17 protein-coding genes and 2 tRNA genes are annotated in these 17,990 nt (G+C 37.8%); 16 read left to right on the forward strand and 3 right to left on the reverse strand.

The window, feature by feature from the left end:
- The first annotated feature begins 8 nt into the window (after nt 1–8).
- The 6 genes from dltC to spoVT all read left to right on the forward strand — a co-directional run bounded on the left by dltC (nt 9) and on the right by spoVT (nt 6,702).
- Complete coding sequence (gene dltC, locus MKY02_RS00330; protein WP_038179260.1) at nt 9–242, forward strand: D-alanine--poly(phosphoribitol) ligase subunit 2; 234 nt, start codon at nt 9–11, stop codon at nt 240–242.
- Nucleotides 239–1,414 (forward strand): D-alanyl-lipoteichoic acid biosynthesis protein DltD, encoded by a 1,176-nt coding sequence (gene dltD, locus MKY02_RS00335; protein WP_038179262.1) that lies wholly within the window; start codon nt 239–241, stop codon nt 1,412–1,414. Before dltC ends, dltD begins: the two co-directional genes overlap by 4 nt.
- 148 nt (nt 1,415–1,562) lie before the next feature.
- Nucleotides 1,563–2,120 (forward strand): aminoacyl-tRNA hydrolase, encoded by a 558-nt coding sequence (gene pth / locus MKY02_RS00340; protein WP_038179264.1) that lies wholly within the window; start codon nt 1,563–1,565, stop codon nt 2,118–2,120.
- Nucleotides 2,121–2,181: 61 nt separating this feature from the next.
- The gene (locus MKY02_RS00345) at nt 2,182–2,409 is read left to right on the forward strand and encodes an anti-sigma-F factor Fin family protein (protein ID WP_038179266.1); all 228 of its coding nucleotides are present in this window, start codon (nt 2,182–2,184) and stop codon (nt 2,407–2,409) included.
- A gap of 146 nt (nt 2,410–2,555) precedes the next feature.
- A complete protein-coding gene (mfd, locus tag MKY02_RS00350) occupies nt 2,556–6,083 on the forward strand; it encodes a transcription-repair coupling factor (RefSeq protein ID WP_076065980.1) in 3,528 nt (1,175 codons plus the stop codon).
- An 82-nt stretch (nt 6,084–6,165) separates the two neighbouring features.
- Entirely contained in the window at nt 6,166–6,702 is a 537-nt protein-coding gene (spoVT, locus tag MKY02_RS00355; RefSeq protein WP_038179271.1) for a stage V sporulation protein T, read from the forward strand.
- A gap of 44 nt (nt 6,703–6,746) precedes the next feature.
- Here spoVT and MKY02_RS00360 read toward each other — a convergent pair whose 3' ends face one another.
- A complete protein-coding gene (locus MKY02_RS00360; RefSeq protein ID WP_038179273.1) occupies nt 6,747–7,064 on the reverse strand; it encodes a hypothetical protein in 318 nt (105 codons plus the stop codon).
- A gap of 237 nt (nt 7,065–7,301) precedes the next feature.
- Here MKY02_RS00360 and MKY02_RS00365 point away from each other — a divergent pair, with 237 nt between their 5' ends.
- The 7 genes from MKY02_RS00365 (at nt 7,302) to MKY02_RS00390 (ending at nt 12,963) form a co-directional block, all read left to right on the forward strand.
- The gene (locus tag MKY02_RS00365) at nt 7,302–8,909 is read left to right on the forward strand and encodes a putative polysaccharide biosynthesis protein (RefSeq protein WP_038179275.1); all 1,608 of its coding nucleotides are present in this window, start codon (nt 7,302–7,304) and stop codon (nt 8,907–8,909) included.
- 15 nt (nt 8,910–8,924) lie between these two features.
- Nucleotides 8,925–10,391, forward strand: a complete 1,467-nt coding sequence (gene mazG / locus MKY02_RS00370) for a nucleoside triphosphate pyrophosphohydrolase (RefSeq protein WP_340710449.1) — start codon at nt 8,925–8,927, stop codon at nt 10,389–10,391.
- A gap of 3 nt (nt 10,392–10,394) precedes the next feature.
- Complete coding sequence (locus MKY02_RS00375) at nt 10,395–10,685, forward strand: RNA-binding S4 domain-containing protein (protein ID WP_038179279.1); 291 nt, start codon at nt 10,395–10,397, stop codon at nt 10,683–10,685.
- Between the two features lie 459 nt (nt 10,686–11,144).
- Nucleotides 11,145–11,444: a sporulation protein YabP gene (gene yabP / locus MKY02_RS00380; RefSeq protein WP_038179281.1), complete on the forward strand. Its 300-nt coding sequence runs from the start codon at nt 11,145–11,147 to the stop codon at nt 11,442–11,444.
- Nucleotides 11,441–11,905 (forward strand): spore cortex biosynthesis protein YabQ, encoded by a 465-nt coding sequence (gene yabQ / locus MKY02_RS21975; protein ID WP_038179283.1) that lies wholly within the window; start codon nt 11,441–11,443, stop codon nt 11,903–11,905. The genes yabP and yabQ overlap by 4 nt, the downstream gene beginning before the upstream one ends.
- 78 nt (nt 11,906–11,983) lie before the next feature.
- Nucleotides 11,984–12,406 (forward strand): FtsB family cell division protein, encoded by a 423-nt coding sequence (locus tag MKY02_RS00385; protein ID WP_076035398.1) that lies wholly within the window; start codon nt 11,984–11,986, stop codon nt 12,404–12,406.
- A 125-nt stretch (nt 12,407–12,531) separates the two neighbouring features.
- Entirely contained in the window at nt 12,532–12,963 is a 432-nt protein-coding gene (locus MKY02_RS00390; RefSeq protein ID WP_038179287.1) for a S1 domain-containing RNA-binding protein, read from the forward strand.
- A 245-nt stretch (nt 12,964–13,208) separates the two neighbouring features.
- Here MKY02_RS00390 and MKY02_RS00395 read toward each other — a convergent pair.
- Together MKY02_RS00395 and MKY02_RS00400 are read right to left on the reverse strand one after the other, a co-directional pair.
- A tRNA-Glu gene (locus tag MKY02_RS00395) sits at nt 13,209–13,280 on the reverse strand.
- Nucleotides 13,281–13,317: 37 nt separating this feature from the next.
- A tRNA-Met gene (locus tag MKY02_RS00400) sits at nt 13,318–13,391 on the reverse strand.
- 183 nt (nt 13,392–13,574) lie between these two features.
- Between MKY02_RS00400 and MKY02_RS00405 the strand changes: the two genes are divergently transcribed.
- Genes MKY02_RS00405 through hpt form a run of 3 tightly spaced genes read left to right on the forward strand, consistent with a single transcriptional unit; the run spans nt 13,575 to nt 17,990 of the window.
- Nucleotides 13,575–15,989: a SpoIIE family protein phosphatase gene (locus tag MKY02_RS00405; RefSeq protein ID WP_051448547.1), complete on the forward strand. Its 2,415-nt coding sequence runs from the start codon at nt 13,575–13,577 to the stop codon at nt 15,987–15,989.
- Nucleotides 15,990–16,005: 16 nt separating this feature from the next.
- Nucleotides 16,006–17,418 carry a tRNA lysidine(34) synthetase TilS gene (tilS, locus tag MKY02_RS00410; RefSeq protein WP_340708549.1) on the forward strand — a complete coding sequence of 471 codons (1,413 nt, stop codon included), beginning with the start codon at nt 16,006–16,008 and terminating at the stop codon, nt 17,416–17,418.
- A 29-nt stretch (nt 17,419–17,447) separates the two neighbouring features.
- The gene (hpt, locus tag MKY02_RS00415) at nt 17,448–17,990 is read left to right on the forward strand and encodes a hypoxanthine phosphoribosyltransferase (RefSeq protein ID WP_038179291.1); all 543 of its coding nucleotides are present in this window, start codon (nt 17,448–17,450) and stop codon (nt 17,988–17,990) included.

Consider the following 17,990-nt stretch of genomic DNA (forward strand, 5'->3'; position numbering starts at 1 on the left):
AGATTAAGATGGAAAAACAAAAAGTATATGAATTATTAGCAGAGGTATGTCAGGAAGATGTAGTTGTAGAGCAACCTGATATTGATTTATTTGAAGAAGGTTTACTAGATTCGTTTGGCATTATTACGTTTCTAGTAGAAGTAGAAGAAAAATTTGGTATTTCAGTATCGATTACAGAGTTTACGCGCGAGGAGTGGAATACACCGAATCGTATCGCAGAGCAGTTAGCTGAGCGTGTATGAGAAAGTATGCCTTCTTACCGCTCATCATTGCGGTAATTCTGTTTTTAGTATTTTTATTTATACCAAATAAATGGCTTGGTTTTTTAATCTCAGATAAAGATGTAGAACATTCCAAAACAGCTCTGAATCCATTAATGTTCCAAGGGGAGTATTTCCAAAATCGTTTACTACAAGAGCCGAATATGTTCCCAATCTATGGCTCATCTGAGTTAAATCGCTTTGATCCATTCCATCCATATAACTATTTTAAAGCCAATGACGAAGGCTTTACGACGTATTTACATGGCCGTGGGGGTACGCAATCCATTCATCATTTTTTGAATTTTGCAGAGCAAGAAGGGAATTTGAAAAATAAGAAATTGGTATTTATTATTTCACCGCAATGGTTTACAGAAACAGGTGTTGATGATTTCCATTTCTCACCTAACTATTCAATGTTGCAGTCTTACGATTTAGCGTTGAATAATAAGATGGATCCTCAGTTGAAGAAAAAAGCAATGGAGCGTCTTTTGCAGTTTGATAGTGTACAAAGAGACTTTGTTTTATCAACAATTTATGAAAATGAAGTAACAGATGGTGTCAAGTACCCAATAAAAGCAGCTTTAGCAAAACCAGTAGCTTTAATAAATAAAAAGTTAATGGAGAAAAAAGATTTGTATTACTCCATCATGGCAGAACCGCTTGAAAAACTACATGCAAATCCAGAAATGGTTGCTGGAAAATCTTTTGAGCAGTTGAAGAAGCATGCAGATGAATATGGTAGTCAGCGAATTACAACAAATGATTTATCTATTAACGATAAATATTATAAAAAGAAGATTGAGTTCAAGTTAGATGAACTCAAAGACTTCCGTAAACACGAAAGCTACACAGAGTCACCTGAGTATGAAGATTTTCAAATGGTCTTAGATGTACTAAAGGATGCGGGTGCTAAACCAATGTTCGTATCTATTCCTGTGAATGGAAAATGGTACGATTATGCAGGGTTCCCAAAAGAACGTCGAGAAGAATATTATGCGAAGATTAATAAGCAGGTGCAAAATGCTGGTTTCCCACTTGTTGATTTTACTGGTTACGAGTACGAGCCGCATTTTATTAGTGATACAATTCATATTTCATGGAAAGGTTGGGTATATCTCGACCGGGAAATGGCCGATTATTGGAAACAATAGCTATATAGAAAAAATCGTTTTATCATTTTATGATAGAGCGTTTTTTTTTAGGAAAAAGTCGAAAAACCACTAATAATTGCATTTTTTCATAATTTCCAACGGTATGTGATAAAATAGCATGGATTAGGCAGAAAAGGAAGATGCTATTATGAAACTAATAATTGGTCTCGGCAATCCGGGCAAAACATATGAACATACACATCACAATGTCGGTTTTGATACCATCGACATATTAGCAGCAAAATGGGGCGTATCATTAAATCAATCAAAATTTAATGGTATGTACGGCACTATTCACCGCCCAGAAGGCAAAGTAATGCTATTGAAGCCACTTACGTATATGAATATTTCTGGTGAATGTGTAGGTCCAATCATGGATTATTTTGATATCGATATCGAGGATATCATTGTTATTTATGATGATTTAGATTTGGATAAAGGAAAATTACGCTTGCGTCAAAAAGGTAGTGCTGGCGGACACAACGGTATAAAATCATTAATCCAGCATTTAGGTACTCAAAACTTTAACCGTATTCGTATTGGCATTAGCCGCCCACCTGCTGGTATGAAGGTCTCTGATTATGTTCTTGCAAGGTTTTCGAAGGAAGATCAACCTATAATGCAGGATGCTTTTGAAAAAGCAGCGGATGCTTGTGAGTATGCACTGGACAAGCCATTTATAGATGTTATGAATCAATTTAATTAATGATTGAGCATAAATTGCTATGTGACTGTCTATACTTTTTATAAAGGAGGGCATGTTGCATATGGCAATTCATTATCGCTGTCGGCACTGTGAAACTGAGGTTGGGCTACTGCCTTTCGATTCAGAAGAGAGTGTCCGCAAGTTACATCAATTAAATGAAGCGGAAGCAGAACAATACATTCATAAAGACCATAATGGAGATACAACGGTCGATTGTATTTGTGAGCATTGTGAAGAATCTTTAAAACAATTTCCAGACTATTATGCGTTAAAAAAGTGGCTACAATAATGAAGAATGCTTTGGTGCGCTATGCGTCCAAGGCCTTTTTCTGTATATGAATGAAAAGAAAAATGAAATAGATAGACTATTTACTCGTAAAATATAGATAGAGCAAATAGATTCATTATATTTTTTTGAAGGAAGGAGGGCTTCATTTGGAGATATTACGTAAATTGTTCTCTCAAGATATGCATATAACAAAATTATTGGAAGATTTGCAGCAAGATAATGGTCCTCAGTTAATTACGGGCCTTTCTGGTAGTGCGCGTCCAGCCTTTTTAGATACGATTTATGGGGCTATAGAGAAGCCAGTATATATCATCTCGCCAAATCTATTGCAGGCGCAGAAAATGTATGATGATTTAGTGAAGTTAATGGGCGAGGATCTTGTACATTATTATCCAGCTGATGAATTTATCGCAGCTGATATGTCGATAGCAAGTCCTGAGTTAAGAGCGCAACGAATTGAAACAATTGACCATATGTTACATGAACAAAAGGGGATTTACATTATTCCAGTAGCAGGTCTACGTAAAATGATGTCTCCAAAAGAGCAATGGCTTGATTTGCGTCTTCAAACGGCAGTCGGTGACGATGTCGATGTGGAAGCATGGTTGAATCAGCTTATTGTAATGGGCTATACACGAGGTCAGATGGTGACAACGCCAGGAGAATTTGCATTACGTGGTGGTATCTTAGATATTTATCCACCTTATATGGAAGTGCCAGTACGTATTGAATTGTTCGATACAGAAGTAGATTCAATCCGAACATTCTCAGCTGATGATCAGCGTTCAATTGATAAACTACAAGATGTACGTATTTTGCCTGCGACAGAATTCGTTTTAACGCGAGTTGATAGAGTAATACTGGCTGAAAAGCTAGAGGATGCATTGGCTGAAAGCTTACGTAAAGTGAAAGCGCAAGATGTTAAAGAAGCACTCTATCAAAATATCCAAGCTGATATTGAAATGCTAAAGCAAGGTAACTTACCTGATTACGCCAACAAGTATGGATCGCTTTTATATGATAAGCCATCTTATTTAGGTGATTATTTTGCCCAAAATGCCCTTGTTGTATTTGATGAATTAGGCAGAGTACAAGAAGTAATGGATGCATGGGAGAAAGAAGAGAAAGAATGGTTCTTGAGCCTCCTAGAAGAAGGGAAAATGGTGCATGCCGTGAAACCTTCATATTCACTAAAAGAAATTTTTGCGATGCTAAAACAACCAAAACTATTCTTTGCTCTATTTACACGTGCATTTTCAGGTGTTCAGTTTAAGAAAACTACAAGTTTCTCATGTAAACCAATGCAACATTTTCATGCGCAAATACCTCTGTTGAAAAATGAGATGGAGCGATGGGAGCAAGGGAAATTTACGGTGCTCTTTGTGGCGGAAGGTAAAGATCGGCTGCGAAAAATGCAAACAGTGTTGGATGATTACGATATTCATATACAACTCGGGGAACCGAATGGAGCGGGTGTTTATGCAATTGAAGGCGCATTGACAGCTGGCTTTGAACTCCCATTACAGCGTTTAGCGATTGTTACGGAAGAGGAGCTATTTAAACAAAAGCAAAAAAAGAAATCGCGACCTCAAAAAATGACGAATGCCGAGCGTATTAAAAGTTATACCGAAATTAAACCTGGAGATTATGTCGTTCATATTCACCACGGTATTGGGAAATATATCGGTATCGAAACTTTAGAAGTAAAGGGATCACATAAAGATTATTTACACATTCGTTACCGAGCAGATGATAAATTATTCGTACCAGTTGATCAAATTGATTTAATCCAAAAATACGTTGCTTCTGAAGACCGTGAACCGAAGCTACATAAGCTGGGCGGAGCAGAGTGGAAACGTGCGAAAAGTAAAGTGTCATCTGCAGTACAAGATATTGCCGATGATTTAATAAAACTATATGCAAAACGTGAAGCTGAAAAAGGTTTTGCCTTTACTCCAGATGGTGATGAACAACGCACTTTTGAAGCGGCGTTTCCATATGAGGAAACAGAAGATCAATTACGTTCTATTCGTGAAGTCAAACACGATATGGAACGCGAGCGTCCAATGGATCGACTTGTTTGTGGTGATGTTGGTTATGGTAAAACGGAGGTTGCCATTCGTGCAGCCTTTAAAGCAATTATGGATGGTAAGCAAGTAGCTTTCCTTGTACCTACAACCATTTTAGCTCAGCAGCATTATGAAACGATGGTAGAACGTTTCCAAGAGCAGGCAGTTTCTATTGGTTTACTTAGCCGCTTCCGTACGAAAAAACAGCAAACAGAAACATTAAAAGGGTTAAAAGACGGTACGATAGATGTTGTCGTCGGTACACATCGTCTCTTATCTAAAGATGTGGTATATCGTGACTTAGGATTACTCGTAGTCGATGAAGAACAACGATTTGGTGTGACGCATAAAGAAAAGATCAAACAATTAAAAACGAATGTCGATGTATTAACATTAACAGCAACACCAATACCTCGTACATTACATATGTCGATGGTTGGTGTCCGTGATTTATCTGTAATCGAAACGCCACCTGCAAATCGCTTCCCAGTCCAAACATATGTCATGGAGCATAGTGGTGCGCTTGTGCGTGAAGCCATTGAGCGTGAAATGTCACGCGGTGGGCAGACGTTTTATTTATATAATCGTGTTGAAGATATGGCGAAAAAGGTGCAAGAGATCCAAGAGCTCGTACCTGAAGCGCGAGTCGGCTTTGCACATGGCCAAATGAGTGAGTCTGAGCTAGAATCTGTTATTCTTGGATTTTTGGACGGAGATTATGATGTGTTGGTCACGACAACAATTATTGAAACAGGTATTGACATTCCAAATGTGAATACATTAATTGTACACAATGCTGATCGCATGGGTTTATCGCAGCTTTATCAATTAAGAGGACGCGTTGGGCGTTCCAATAGAGTAGCCTATGCTTATTTCATGTATCAACGTGATAAAGTATTGACAGAGGTAGCAGAGCAACGTTTGCAAGCGATTAAAGAATTTACTGAACTTGGCTCTGGATTTAAAATTGCTATGCGTGATTTATCAATTCGGGGTGCAGGGAATTTACTTGGATCTCAACAACATGGCTTTATCGATTCTGTCGGATTTGACTTATATTCACAAATGCTTGAAGAAGCAATAGAAGAACGACGTAGTGGTACGAAAAAAGAAGACATACCTGAAATTGAAATAATTTTACCGTATGACGCATACATTCCTGATCAATATATTCCAGATGGCTATCAAAAAATTCAAATGTATAAACGTGTAAAAGCGATGGAAAATGAAAATGACTATCTTGAAATTATTGATGAATTGCAAGATCGATTTGGTGATATACCTTTTGAAACCGAACGTTTATTACGTATTGCACGAATGAAAGTTTGGGCGAAGGAAGCAGGAGTCACTTCAATTAAGGAAACGAATAAAGTTATTACTATTCAAATTTCAGAGAAAGGTACGGCGAATATAGATGGCGCAAAAGTTGTCTCAGAATCATTGAAGTTCGGGCGGGCTGTAGGCTTCCGGATGGATGGGCAACAACTATTACTTACAATAGATGAGCGCAAAATGGATAAACAATTACCGTTTGATATTTTAGAAGCTATTATGAAACTTTTGCCTACTGCAAAAAGGGAAGAATCTGCACCTGTTGCTGAGTAATACCCTTTTTGCATAGAATGCCCATTTGTGAACCATACTAGGACAAGTATAACTATATTTTGTCGAAAGTGAGGCAACACGAATGAAAGCAACTGGCATTGTACGACGTATTGATGATTTAGGGCGCGTCGTTATCCCAAAAGAAATAAGAAGGACTTTACGCATTCGTGAAGGCGACCCGTTAGAAATTTTCACGGATCGCGAAGGGGAAGTTATTTTAAAGAAATATTCACCTATTAGCGAATTGAGTGACTTTGCAACTTCGTATGTAGAAACATTATATGAAACGCTTGGTACGGCTGCTTTAATTAGTGATCGAGATGAAATGATTGCAGTGGCAGGAGTATCAAAAAAGGATTATGTTAATAGACAGCTCTCATCATTTGCTGAAGAAAGTATTATGCAACGATCCATTCTAGTAGAGAAGCATGAAAGCTCTGTAGAGTTGGTTCCAGGTCAAGTTGAGCAAATAAAATCTTACTGTGTGGCACCAATTATCGTGTCAGGTGACCCAATTGGCGCTGTTTATATATTGTCAAAGGTGCACTTTATTGGTGACTCAGAGCAAAAAGTAGCTGAAACTGCTGCTCATTTTCTTGCTAAGCAAATGCTTGATTAACATGAAAAAAGTCTTCCTCGCAATTTTTACGAGGAAGACTTTTTTTATTTTATCATTTTAATATTAGAAGGATGTACTATTCTTGAAAAATTAAGCAACTTCATTAAATCATCGGTATTTGATTCATTATGGTTAGCTGTTTGTTTCGTGGTATCTTCCCGCATTTCGGAAATTAATATTTTAGTGCCATCCTCTTTGACGAGGTACTGACGTACATAACCATTTTCTTTTTCAATTAAAACCCGATTTTTTTTCGGTTTTGATTTTAATGCAGCATAGATATATGAACTTTGTAGTATATGTGGCTGATTAAATTTCGCCGCGTTATGAAATGTTTTAATATTCGCTACATTCATCTTCAAAGTAATCCCTCCTCTATACTCTTTAATTAATAATTTTATCGGATGCTTTTACTGGTATTGAACTAAAAGTCACTTATTAATAATCTAATACTATATAAAGAAAGTAATTTTCTAATAAATATAGTTCTTTAGGCATGTTATAACCTGTTTTTTATGGATAAGCATCAATATGCTATACTGATGACACTTAGATTATTATGAATTTTGGTGAACGATGTATAGGAAAGAGGATTTGAAATGCCTGAGAAGTGGGGAATGAAGGTATATGTGAAGGGAGTGGCATTATTAACGCTTGCTGCTCTTTTTGTCAAAATACTGAGCATGGTGTATCGAGTCCCTTTTCAAAATTTAGTTGGGGACCAGGGATTTTATATTTATCAGCAAGTGTATCCATTTATAGCGATTTTCGTTGTTTGGACGTCGAGTGGATTTGCTGTCGCCATTTCTAAATTACTTGCTGAAGCTGAAGATCGTGATGAAGGAGTGTTGCGCGGTGAATTATTACGGGTGGTATTTTATTATTTATGTATTTTATCCACCCTTTTCTTCATCATTTTATTTTGTGGAGCTGATCTATTTGCGAAATGGATGGGCGATCCAGAATTAGCTTCACTTTTACGTACAGGTTCCTTTGTTACATTATGTATGCCAGCGATTGCTGTTTATAAAGGTTTCTTTCAAGCTCGCGGTATGATGACACCAGTTGCCTATGCACAAGTGATGGAACAAACTATTCGTGTCCTTGTCATCTTAGGTGGTACTTGGCTTGTTATGACGACGACCACTTCTTTGTATCAGGCAGGGCAAATGGCGGTGGCAGGCACTGTTGTTGGTGAACTAGCTGGTATCATTTTATTATGGATGTATTTTAAAAAGTTTAAGCGAGGGAACAAAATATCCGTAAGGAAAAAGGTAGCTATCTTTCCTGTATTAAAGGAATTGACAGTTTTAAGTATTACGGTCAGTATGAGTGGCCTTTTACTATTGTTTTTTCAACTAGTTGATTCATTTACTGTTTTTGAAACACTTACGAAAAGTGGAATTTCAACCTTAGAGGCAATGGAAACGAAGGGAATTTACGATAGAGGGCAGCCACTTGTGCAAGTCGGGCTTGTTATTGCAACATCGTTATCCCTTGCAATTGTCCCTCTTGTTGCCCATACATCAAAAAAGGATAATGGGCGAGGAGCTGAACGGTTTATTCAACTGACCTATCGTACGGCCTTGTTATTTGGTTTTGCTGCGACGCTTGGTTTAATGCTCGTTATGCCTTATGTAAATGAGATGCTATTTGAAACACGTGAGTTATCTAATGTATTGATAGTATTTGTAGCGCAAATTATATGGTTGTCACTTATTCTAACGCTGACAGCCATGCTTCAAGGGTTAGGGAAATTAAAAATACCGACTTTAATATTAATAGTAGGTTTTATAGTGAAAGTGCTTTGTAATGAGTTGTTTATTATAAGGTGGGGTATCATAGGCGCGGTATATGCTAGTAATTTAGGTTTAATATGTTCAGCTATTGGATTGATCTATTATTTTAAAAAAATTAGACCAATTCGTTTCGCACCCACACGTTTTTATATATGTATGGGATTTGCCTCAGCCGTCATGATAACTTGTGTACTGTTATGGAGTTATTTTACCGAGCAGTGGCTCTTTGCTTCTTTACCTTCGCGATTGAACGCAGCATTGACTGGAAGCACAGCAGCATTGATAGGGGCGTTTGTGTTTTTGACAATCATTGCGAAGTGTGGAGTTCTAAATAGTAGGGATTGGTTTTTACTACCATTTGGACGCAGAATGGCCAGTTATCAATTATGGCTACAACGAAAGAAATAAGGATAGGTGAAAATTATGCATCAATTGACAATAATTGGCCTCGGAGCTAGTGACTTTGAACAGCTACAAATAGGTGTTTATCGTAAGTTACAGCAGGCAAAGAAAATATATGTACGTACGATAGACCACCCAGTATTAAATGAGTTAGCAACTGAAGGAATCGAATTTGAAAGCTTTGACTATATCTATGAAAAGCACGATGATTTCCGACCAGTTTATGAAGAGATTGTAGAAACGCTTTTAAGTTATGTGGAGAAAGAAGATATAATGTACGCAGTACCTGGACATCCACTCGTAGCAGAGTTAACTGTTCAACTATTAATAAAAGCTGAAAAAGAAGGCAAAGTAAAGCTTAACATTGAGGGAGGTCAAAGTTTCCTAGATCCAATCTTCGGTGCATTACGTATCGATCCAATCGATGGCTTCCAATTGGTAGATGGAGCAACTTTCTCATCACATGAAGTGAATATGAAGCAACATCTATTAATTGCACAAGTATATGATACTTTCAGCGCTTCAGAAGTAAAACTGACATTGATGGAAAAATATCGTGAGGATTATCCAGTTACAATCGTTACTGCAGCAGGATCAAAAGGCGAAAAGCTACGTACAGTTCCTTTATACGAATTGGACCGTGCAGCAGAAATTGATAACTTAACAACCGTCTACGTGCCTCCAGTAACGAATCATGATGGAGCTCTTCGTGAATGGTCAACTTTCCGTGAGATTATTTCAACATTGCGTGGCCCTAATGGTTGTCCTTGGGATCAACAACAGACGCACGAAAGCTTGAAAAGATATATGCTAGAGGAAGTGCATGAGTTCCTACAAACGGTCGATGAGCAAGATGATGAGCATATGATTGAAGAGCTTGGTGATGTGCTACTACAAGTATTTTTACACGCACAAATTGGTGAAGATGAAGGATTCTTCAACCTAGAGGATATATTAGAAGCAGTAAGCACTAAGATGATTCGTCGTCATCCTCATGTATTTAGTGATGTTACTGTAGATAGTGTGGAAGAAGTAAATGCTAACTGGGAAAAAATTAAAAGTAAAGAAAATGCTAATGGTGAGATACCGGAACCTCTATTAAAAGGTGAGTACCGAGCAGCATCTTCACTGCAAACGTCTTATAACTATCAAAGACGAGCGGCAAAAGTTGGTTTTGAGTGGCCTACGACAGAAGGTGTTTGGGAAAAGTTCTCCGAAGAATTGCAGGAATTCCGAGCAGAAGTAGCGAATGGAACGAATGAAACACGTCTCGATGAATTTGGCGATGTGCTATTTACATTAGTGAATATCGCACGTGTATATAAAATTTCAGCTGAAGAAGCCATGCTCCACGCAAACCGAAAATTTGCTAGTCGCTTTGGGTATGTTGAAGCGCAAGTAATGGCTGGTAAAAAAGATTTTAAAGCTTATAAGTTTGAAGAGTTAGATGCCTTTTGGAACGAGGCAAAATCAGAAGGAGGGAAATAAAATATGAGATTAGATAAATTTTTGAAAGTATCACGTTTGATTAAACGCCGCACATTAGCAAAAGAGGTTGCCGATCAAGGTCGTATTACAATTAACGGTAAAGTGGTGAAGGCAAGTACTGCTGTAAAAGCAGGTGACGAACTCGCAATCCGATTCGGTCAAAAAGTTGTAACGGCACGAGTTGAAGAATTGAAAGATACAGTAAAAAAAGAAGACGCTGCAAGAATGTTTACGATTATAAAAGAGGAGAAATTAGAGAAGATTGAACCGCAATTTATCGATGATGAGAACTAGCTGATTTTGAAAGTAGATGTTGCTTAAAGAGAAATAGTATTTTAAGCATTGATCTATATTTTGTTTGAATGATTTTATATGAGGTTGCCCTGAAAATTAGTATTCACTAAATTTTAGGACAACTTTTTTAATTGGACAATTCCAAAGCTAGTTCTCCAAAGTAACACTGACCAGTAAACATGATAGGGGGAAGTTACAAATTATTAATGAATAAGAATATCTTATGTAAGGATACATAGAAATGAGCAGGTATATGCAGTAAATCATTGTTATACTTGTTTCTTCTATCTATTTAAAGAGTGAATGTTGAAGAGGTAACGCTAAAATAGTACTAAAATGACTGCAAAGCGTTTTGAAAAACCTATCTATAAACAAATATCTGAATGGAAATTAGCAGTTTTATCATAAAGGGTTTGTCCGCAGCATATAGTTTAAAGACAGGACAAGGGAGGGGAATCATTGACGTTACAGCCGGATAATGCAACGTACACAATTCCAACAGGGGATCATTTGCTAACGGTCAGAAATCGCAAACGAATGGATGTCACTTCGGTGAAATCAATCGAGCGCTTTGATCAAGAAGAGTTTTTAGTGCACACTTCGCAAGGACATTTACTCATCAGAGGTGAGGAATTACGTATTGTCCATTTGGATGTAGACAAGGGTTTATTGACACTTGAAGGAACAGTGAAGACGCTACAGTATGATGACGAAGACAACGGCTTGTCTAAAAGCTTCCTTCATAAAATATTTGGATGACCGTAACAGCGCAATTTCTCAGCCTTCTCGTCATGATTGCTAGTGGAATTGTAGGAGCAGCATGTATAGATCTAGTACGTACGATTAAATATTATGCACCCCCGCGGTCATTCAGAAGAAAAGGCTATATAGCGTTAGAGCTGATAACTTGGCTTATACTCGGTATAGCTAGTTTTTATTTACTATTTAATGTGCGAGCTGGTGAATGGCGTATTGTTGATCCAATAGCACAGCTCGCAGGTTTTTATTGTTATCAGTTATACTTCCAATCGGTATTTCGCTTTGGAGGTCGTCTAATATACATTATTTTACTTAGGCCATTGTGGTTAATTTTTAATTTTTTCGTTTCGATCATAAGGTGGATAATCCGCGCCATAATGCGTGTTGTAAGGCTCCTGCTGTTACCATTTACGCCATTGGTTAAAAAAACTAAACAGTTAAGGCTTAAAAAATCAAGGTAAATTCGTTATAATGGAGAATACACATACAATAACAATGAAGAAGCTAGAAGAATTATTATTTAGGGAGGGATAACGAGGATGAATAATCGTAACAAAAAAGCTAGTGGAGAAAATTCAGTTGCTGCCATTCGTCGAGAATACATCGAGTCCATGGAACGGCAGGAAAAGAAAAAACGAGCCATGAAAATACGTCTTTATCGAAGACTGGCACTTTTCGCAATCGCATTTGTTCTCGTTATGGGGTCCCTAGTATTTACATTGATAAATCAAAAGAAGACACTCGCTAAAAAAGAACAGCAAAAAATTGAGCTAACCCAGAAACTTTCAGACACCCAAGACCAACAAGAGGAATTGAAAATTCAAATTTCGAAGCTAAATGACGATGATTATATCGCCAAATTAGCACGTAAAGAACTTTTCCTTTCTGAAGCTGGTGAAATTATTTTCTCAATTCCAGAAAATACCGAAAAAGATGAGAAAAATGGGGATTCGAAAGAGTAGTCTTATTGACACTCTTTTTTTGTTGGATATAATTAGAAGTGAGAATCTAACCGAGTTTTAAGATTCATAATTTGATTACATGGCTTACAAAGTCGCTTGATTTATTAAGGAGGAGCATTTTTTTTATGTCAATTGAAGTAGGCAGCAAGGTACAGGGTAAGGTAACAGGTATCACAAATTTTGGAGCATTCGTAGAGCTGCCAAATGGCTCAACAGGTCTGGTGCACATTAGTGAGGTTGCAGACAATTATGTAAAAGACATCAACGAACATTTGAAAGTTGGAGAAATGGTTGAGGTTAAAGTAATGAATGTCGAAGCGGATGGCAAAATTGGTTTGTCTATTCGTAAAGCAAAGCCTCAAGCAGAACGACCAGAGCGGCCTCAACGCCCACGTCATAATAATCGTTCAAATGATCGTAATGATAACCGTCATCAACCAAAAGAGAATTTTGAACAAAAAATGGCACGATTCTTAAAAGACAGTGAAGATCGTCTTGCAACGCTAAAACGCGCTACAGAATCTAAACGTGGTGGCCGTGGCGCAAGAAGAGGGTAACTTGCTGGCTATTTTAATCGTAGAAAAAGTGTGAAATAGATTTTTGAGCAATCCAAGTACGTCGTGGGTTGCTTTTTTAATTGTTTATACCTGACGAATTGTACTATTAAATGCAATACAAACAAACTAAAATTCGCCTATAACGACACCTCTGTAGACAATTTGCCACGTATATGTATATACCGTACTTAATTTGACATATAAAAAAGCAACTTTCTCATCATGAGAAAGTTGCTTTTTTATGATGACCCCTACGGGATTCGAACCCGTGTTACCGCCGTGAAAGGGCGGTGTCTTAACCGCTTGACCAAGGGGCCAAATAATATTGGCACAGATGGCCCAGATAAAAAATTATGGCGGCAGAGGGGATCGAACCCCCGACCTCACGGGTATGAACCGTACGCTCTAGCCAGCTGAGCTACGCCGCCGTTTTAAACAACATAATAAATAATACAAGATAAAGTGTGTAAGTGTCAAGCTGTTTTATGAAATTATTTTCTTTAAAAAAGCAATTTCTCGTCGAAAAGTTTTTTTTCATGAAAACACAAAAAGACAAAGTTTATGGAATATTCAATCTATAATGGTGGCAATGTTCAGGAGGAGGTTGTTTTATGAAGATGTGGCATGAAGGAATAGCGCAAAATCAAGCAATTAAGAATACATGGGCAAGTGTAGCTAAGAGAAAATACCGAATATGGCTATCAGTTTTGTTTTTATTTTGTTCCTTTTACTTATCTCAAGCCGTGTTATTTGAAGCAACGGTACCATTCTTCCTACCGATTGCAGCAATTGCATTTACTAGATATCCAAGGTGGATGAGTTGGACATTGGTAGGAGGATTGTGCGGAAGTCTTACATTAGGTTTCGGGCAAACAACCATTCATATATTGGAATTGTTGTTTTTATTACTCCTTTTAAAAACCCCTTTTAAACGATTACCACTTCCTGTAATAGTAGGGTTTAGTATTTTGACGGTTCAAATAGTTTGGCAATATATTTCGTACAATGGGCATCCTCCAATTCTTGTATGGCTATACATCGGATATGAAGGTGCATTAGCAATCTTCATGACACTCTTTTTGGGTATCCTTTTCTTACCGATGCATCAGTTAATGACGGCCAGATGGTCTTTTGAGCGACTCGGTGCAGCACTGATCGTAGGGGCTGTGGTATTAACCGCTATGGACGATGTTGTTCTTAGCTTCTTATCAGTATCACGTATTGCTATGCATTTACTTATACTTGTATCTGCATTAGTTGGCGGTGTCACATTAGCAACAGCTGTAGCAGTGCTAACAGGTATGATACTTAGTCTATCTCAATTATCTTTTAGTGGAATGATGGCAGTTTACGCGGTAACCGGTTTATTTGCAGGGGTTTGCAAAAATGCCGGTAGGTTTTGGATTGCCACAGGGGGCATTATGGCGAGTGTCTTTTTTTCATTGTATGATGCGACACTGCCACTTGATTATACATTCTTTATGTCTATTGCATTTGCTACCTTACTATTTTTTATCTTCCCACAGAAATGGGTTCTTTATTGGCAAAATCAATTATATCCAAATAGGGATGAAGTGCTTTTAGAAAGACAGAAGTGGTTAACGGAAAGGCTCAATACGAAGCTTGTAGATTTTCATCACTTCGTAGATTTTATGAAAGAGCTTGTACATGATCGTTTTGGGAATGTGAACAAAACTGTAGCAGAAGAGAGGCAGGAGCAACCGCTCGCAGTTTGCCAATCTTGCTTTAAGTACGATAAATGTTGGAGCAATAGTAAAAGTGAGATGCCAGATTTAACGCAGAGATGGCTGGATGCAAGTGCTACTGCGAATGCAGCGACAAGATTGCAACTTGATGAAAAAATTCGTTATAAATGTGTGAAGTCCGCGCCGTTTTTGTCCGCACTGGAGGAGAAGGTTTCGAAAAAGCAACTTAGTGGTCAGTTTTACCACGGTCGTAAGATGATTGCTTTGCAATTGCGGGATATGTGCCAGCATATCGATATGGTGATGAATGATATGACGGGGGAAGCAGTGTCTTTTCAGCATAAAGAGGACGAGCTATCAGAAGAGCTAAAACTTGCTGGAATTGAACATTTTCAAGTAGATATTTTATCAAATGAGACAGGGAATCGGAAAATTGTTTGCTGTTTACCAGAGAAAAAGGCCATGTGGGAAACAGATCAAACATTAGCAGAGCGCTTAGTGCTACCAATTTTACAAAGTGTGTTTAATGAGCCGTTTGAAATCGCGAGAACTGCTATGAAGGACAGTCCGTATCCACATTTGCAGATGACATTTCAATCTTCGGTTCGATTCCATATGTCTTATGATGTATATACGTCTTCGAAGCAGAATACGATTTACTCTGGTGATTCACACGCCGTTTTCCCACTTCATCAAGGGCTTACGGCCGTTATGTTATCAGACGGAATGGGACATAGTAAAAAGGCACATCAGGAAAGTAGACGTCTCATTCGATTAATGCGTGAATGCATGCACCATCAAATGGCACCCGAAACAGCCATGCATACATTGCATTATGTCATGTCTTTGAAAAATGATAGTGATATGTACGCGACAATGGATTTTGCACTTGTGGATTTACAAGTCGGCACTTTATGGTCCTGGAAAGCAGGGAGTATGGCAACTTATTTAGTACGAGGGGAAAGGTGTATTCGATTAGAGAGTAAGAGTGAGCCAGTAGGGTTTATGACATCATTTTCAGTAGAAGCAGATCAAGTATCACTAAAAGCAGGGGATATAATTTTCATGTGTACGGATGGTCTGTTCTTTGAAAATAAGTCTTGGGAGGAGCAGGAAAGTAAACTAATTCGTCATTTACAGGAGCTGGAGAATTGCCCAGCTGAGGATATGTGTGCATCTGTTTTACGTGCATTTCGAGGTCAGGATGTACCAAATGATGATTGTACACTCGTCGCAATCCGTATTGAACATAAAATTTCAAATTGGTCTTTATTTAAACCATCTTCGGCGGCTATTTCTGAGCAAAGAATGGTAAGATAGTGAATGAGGTGAGAAGATGGAACAACTCGAACAAAAAGCTTATCAATACATGAAGTATTATCATTTATGTAATGAAGGTGACCGTCTTCTCGTTGCTTGTTCGGGAGGTGCTGATTCAATGGCACTTCTGCATTTTTTGTATAAAGAGAAAGACCGATTGGGTGTCACTGTTGCGGCGATTCATGTGAATCATATGTTGCGTGGGGAAGATGCTGAAAGGGACCGTCAATTTGTTGAAGCTTTTTGCCAAGAACGTGACATTCCTGTTTATGCTATTGATATACCTATTCCTGAGATTTTACAACGTGAGAAAGGGAATTTACAGGCTATATGCCGAAGAGAGCGTTATCGGTATTTCGAGAAGATCATGATAGAAAGTTCAAGTACGCATCTTGTAGTTGCGCACCATGCAGATGATCAAGTAGAAAGTGTCATAATGGCACTTACACGAGGCTCGAGTGCTTCCGGAATTACTGGGATTAAACGAGAGCGACCATTTGCAAACGGGCATCTAATACGTCCATTTTTATCTGTGACGAAGAATGACATTCATACTTATTTACAACGAAACGAACAGGCTTATCGAGAAGATTCTAGTAATAAAAAAGATTCTTATACACGTAATCGAATTCGCCATCATGTTGTACCGTTACTTGCAGGTGAAAATCCACGTGTTGCTGATGCATTTCGTCAGTATACCGAAAAGGCACAAGCGGATGAAGATTTATTGCAAAGTTTAGCGCAAGAAGCTTTTCATGAAGTTGTGGCAATAATAAATGAAGATTCATGGAGAATTTGCATAAAAGCATTCCAAAATAAGCCACTCGCTTTACAAAGAAGAATCATTCTACTACTATTAAAATATCTATATAAAGATACAACAATTGTACAAAGTTATACCCTGTGGAATTCTATTCTCGAACTGACTTCATCGACGGCTGGAAATGCAACTTTGCATTTACCAAAAGGTGTTGTAGCAATTCGTCAATATGATGAGCTAATTATCAAGAAAAAACAAATTTCAAGTGTAGAAAAGTCGCCTTTAATGGTTACGCTTAATACATGGACGAATTTGACGAACAATTTGCGTGTATACATAGGAAAGTTATCTGATGAAAGGCCATCTGATACTACCCCGTCCGCAAAGACTTATTTTTTTCAAATTGAGCAAGTCCCATTGCCGTTATATGTCAGAACGAGAATGAATGGAGACCGTATCAATTTACTTGGCTTGAATCAACATAAGCGCATATCTCGTATTTTTATTGACGAGAAGGTACCAATGGCACTTAGAGACGAATGGCCAGTTATTGTTACGCAAGAAGATGAGGTCATTGCACTTCCTGGTCTTCGTATAGGTAATTGTTTTTCTTATTGCGAACGCTCTACTGATGATGCATTCTTCATCGTAGATCAACAAACTTTGTAGTGTCTATATACAATCAAGGAGGAACTAAGATGCTTCAAAAAGACATCGAAAAAGTATTAATTTCTGAGGAAGATTTACAAGTTAAAATTCGTGAGATTGGGGAATCCTTAACGGAGGAATATCAAGAGAAGTTTCCTTTAATGATTGGTGTACTAAAGGGTGCGATGCCATTCATGGCGGATTTAATGAAACGAATCGACACTTATGTTGAAGTAGATTTTATGGATGTAACTAGTTACGGTAATGCTACTGTATCTTCTGGTGAAGTGAAAATCGTTAAAGACTTAAACACAAGTGTTGAAGGCCGTGACATTTTAATCGTAGAAGATATTATTGATAGTGGTCTAACGCTAAGCTACTTAGTAGACCTTTTCAAATATCGCAAAGCAAAATCAATTAAAATCGTTACATTATTAGACAAACCAACTGGTCGCAAAGTAGACTTAAAAGCTGACTTTGTAGGTTTTGAAGTACCAGATGCATTTGTTGTAGGATATGGATTAGATTACGCAGAAAAATATCGTAACTTACCATACATTGGGGTGCTAAAGAAAGAAGTTTATTCATTTTAA

Source organism: Viridibacillus sp. FSL R5-0888 (assembly GCF_038009105.1).
In the GTDB taxonomy this organism is placed as follows: Bacteria; Bacillota; Bacilli; order Bacillales_A; family Planococcaceae; genus Viridibacillus; species Viridibacillus arenosi.

Bases quoted from the DNA above. Each gene is read 5' to 3' on its own strand.
- spoVT (WP_038179271.1), top strand. From the start codon at position 6,166: ATGAAAGCAACTGGCATTGTACGACGTATTGATGATTTAGGGCGCGTC.
- dltD (WP_038179262.1), top strand. From the start codon at position 239: ATGAGAAAGTATGCCTTCTTACCGCTCATCATTGCGGTAATTCTGTTT.
- MKY02_RS00365 (WP_038179275.1), top strand. From the start codon at position 7,302: ATGCCTGAGAAGTGGGGAATGAAGGTATATGTGAAGGGAGTGGCATTA.
- dltC (WP_038179260.1), top strand. From the start codon at position 9: ATGGAAAAACAAAAAGTATATGAATTATTAGCAGAGGTATGTCAGGAA.
- yabQ (WP_038179283.1), top strand. From the start codon at position 11,441: ATGACCGTAACAGCGCAATTTCTCAGCCTTCTCGTCATGATTGCTAGT.
- MKY02_RS00385 (WP_076035398.1), top strand. From the start codon at position 11,984: ATGAATAATCGTAACAAAAAAGCTAGTGGAGAAAATTCAGTTGCTGCC.
- tilS (WP_340708549.1), top strand. From the start codon at position 16,006: ATGGAACAACTCGAACAAAAAGCTTATCAATACATGAAGTATTATCAT.
- MKY02_RS00345 (WP_038179266.1), top strand. From the start codon at position 2,182: ATGGCAATTCATTATCGCTGTCGGCACTGTGAAACTGAGGTTGGGCTA.
- MKY02_RS00375 (WP_038179279.1), top strand. From the start codon at position 10,395: ATGAGATTAGATAAATTTTTGAAAGTATCACGTTTGATTAAACGCCGC.
- MKY02_RS00405 (WP_051448547.1), top strand. From the start codon at position 13,575: ATGAAGATGTGGCATGAAGGAATAGCGCAAAATCAAGCAATTAAGAAT.
- MKY02_RS00390 (WP_038179287.1), top strand. From the start codon at position 12,532: ATGTCAATTGAAGTAGGCAGCAAGGTACAGGGTAAGGTAACAGGTATC.
- pth (WP_038179264.1), top strand. From the start codon at position 1,563: ATGAAACTAATAATTGGTCTCGGCAATCCGGGCAAAACATATGAACAT.
- hpt (WP_038179291.1), top strand. From the start codon at position 17,448: ATGCTTCAAAAAGACATCGAAAAAGTATTAATTTCTGAGGAAGATTTA.
- mazG (WP_340710449.1), top strand. From the start codon at position 8,925: ATGCATCAATTGACAATAATTGGCCTCGGAGCTAGTGACTTTGAACAG.